This window comes from Mycolicibacterium rhodesiae, assembly GCF_002086695.1.
Taxonomy (GTDB): domain Bacteria; phylum Actinomycetota; class Actinomycetes; order Mycobacteriales; family Mycobacteriaceae; genus Mycobacterium; species Mycobacterium rhodesiae.
This window is the reverse complement of the sequence record NZ_MVIH01000039.1, coordinates 1-2,559: the sequence shown is the minus strand read 5'-3', so window position 1 is coordinate 2,559 and position 2,559 is coordinate 1. Positions and strand designations below refer to the sequence as shown.

The 2,559-nt window shown below is 64.0% G+C and carries 2 protein-coding genes; one reads left to right on the top strand and one right to left on the bottom strand.

The window, feature by feature from the left end:
• On the bottom strand, nt 1-1,081 hold a 1,081-nt coding region (locus BST42_RS28830), incomplete at its 3' end, for an HNH endonuclease signature motif containing protein (RefSeq protein WP_083123117.1).
• A gap of 257 nt (nt 1,082-1,338) precedes the next feature.
• On the opposite strand from BST42_RS28830, the gene BST42_RS28825 reads away from it, so the two are divergent.
• Entirely contained in the window at nt 1,339-2,538 is a 1,200-nt protein-coding gene (locus BST42_RS28825; protein WP_083123118.1) for an IS110 family RNA-guided transposase, read from the top strand.
• Nucleotides 2,539-2,559 lie beyond the last annotated feature (21 nt).

Genomic DNA, 2,559 nt, shown 5'->3' with positions numbered 1-2,559 from the left:
TGTCGAGGACGGTGAGTTGGTGGGCGGGTCCGGTGATGGTGATGTCGCCGTGGTGGTGTGCTCGGTGGTGGTAGGGGCATAGCAGGACGAGGTTGTGTAGTTCGGTGGGGCCGCCGTTTTCCCAGTGTTGGATGTGGTGGGCGTGCAGTCCGCGGGTGGCGCCACAGCCGGGGATTGCGCAGGTGGTGTCGCGGTGTTCGAGGGCTCGGCGGAGCCGCCGGTTGATGGTTCGGGTGGTGCGTCCGGCGCCGATGGGGTGGCCGTCGCGTTCGAACCATGCTTCGCAGGTGGCATCGCAGGTCAGGTACTGGCGGTCGGCTTGTGTGAGAAGGGGGCCCAGGTGTAGTTCGCCGGTGCGTTTGTCGACGTCGAGGTGGACGACGACGGTGGTGCGTTGTCCGTGTGGGCGTCGGGCGACGTCGGTGTCCCAGCCGGCCTCGATAAGGCTCATGAACGCGTCGGTGGTGTTGGGTAGTGGTGGCGCGTTGTCGGCAGAGTCGGTGTCGTGGTCGCGTTTCCAGTCGGCGATCAGCGCATCATGGTGGGATTGCAGGGCGGCGTCGACGGTGGCTGCTTCGACGTTGGGCACGGTGATGCGCCAGGTGGTGGACTCCTCGCCGACGGTCTTGCGTACCGAGCGTGGCGGGTCGGGTTGGGGGCCGGGTTTGGGCGGCCGGGGTTGGAGTTTGATTGCTGTGCGTAGCTGGCTGACCGTCGCGACGGACGCCAACTGCGCGTAGTGCTCATCGGAGCCGTTGGCGGCGCGTTCGGCGATGACGCCGACCTGATCCACCGACAGCCGTCCCTCACGCAACGCCGCCGCACATCGCGGAAATTCAGAAAGTCGATGCGCGACAGCGGAAATGGTGTGGGCATTGGTCGACGAGGTGCCCAGCTTCCAGGCCACCACCGCGGCGACCGAACGCGCTCCGGTCATGCCGCACAGGTTTCCGTGATCCAGTTCGGCGACGAGTTCCACGATGCGGCCGTCGATCGCATTACGTTGACCGGCCAACTCGGCCAACTCCTCGAACACCACCTCGAGGCGCTCCTTCGGACTGAGCACGGCGGTCGAGGACATAACAACATCATGACAGCAGGGTCCGACATTGATGATGGAAGAGCGTTACCGCGCAGGTTGTGACTCTGGGTCTGACTGACGCTCTGCTGGGTTGTCTTCCATTTGATTTGTCCATCCTGCGTGGTGCGTGCCTTGAGCACGCCGGTCAGGACGGACATGACTTAATCAGGAGCCTGGCCGTTCCTCATCAATGTCTTGTCTGCCCGCCCTGCCGGTGTGTGCCCCACCCAATACTGGTCAGAAGGGACATCACCATCTTGGCAGAATCCGCGCTCCTCATTGCCGGGGCTGACACTCACCTCGACACGGTCCATGTCGCCGCGATTACGTCGACCGGCACCGCGGTCGGTGACCGCGAGTTCCCGGCCACGCGTGCGGGTTACAGCGCGGCAATCAGATTCCTGTCCTCGTTGGGCCGGGTTGAGCGGATCGGGGTCGAGGGCACCGCCAGCTACGGTGCCGGGCTGACCCGGGCGCTGATGGCGGCGGGTATTGACGTCGTCGAGGTGACCCGGGCGGTTAAGTCCACTCGCCGGCTTAAAGGCAAATCTGATCCGCTCGATGCCTACAGTGCGGCTCGCACGACGTTGGCTGGCGACGGGCTGGCCATCCCGAAGGACGATGCGACCAGTGGATTGCGGGCTCTGCACATTGCTCGCCGCTCGGCGGTCAAGCATCGCACCGCGGCGATCAATCAGCTCAAGGCGATGCTGGTCTCGGCGCCTGATGCTGTGCGTGAAAAGTACCGTGGCTTAACGACGTTCAAGTTGATCGAAGCCATCGCTCGTTGTCGCCCCGATGCCATGGCTGATCCGTGGGCCCAGTCGGTGCTTGTCGCCGCCAAGCTGCTGGCCCAACGGGTGCAGTTCCTTGAGTCCCAAGCCGAGATCCTGCAGGCCCAGATCGACGCGCTCGTGACCGAGGCCAATCCGGGATTGCGAGCGGCCTACGGTATCGGTCCAGACACCGCGGCCCAGCTGCTGATCACCGCAGGGGCCAACCCGCACCGGCTGGAAAGTGAAGCTGCGTTCGCCGCGCTCTGCGGAGCAGCACCGGTTCCTGCCTCATCAGGCAAAACCACTCGGCACCGACTCTCACGCGGAGGTGACCGCGCCGCAAACCATGCGCTGCACCGCATCGCCTTGGTGCGTATGTCGAGTCACCAACCGACCAAGGACTACGTGCAGCGTCAACTACTCAACGGTCACGGCAAAATGGAGATCCTGCGGAAACTCAAACGCGCCATCGCTCGTGAAGTCTTCAAGCTCCTCACCCGCCAGATCGCAGTCCCCGAATACGGCGACCTCCGAGCGGCCCGACAAGCCAAGAACATCACCGTCACCGCCGCGGCCAACCACTTTGGCGTTTGGCCCACCGTCATCTCCCGCATCGAACGCGGCCTACAACGAGACGACCAGTTCGCAGACACCTACAGAACCTGGCTCAAAGCCGCTTGACACCAATAGGAGCATCAAAAA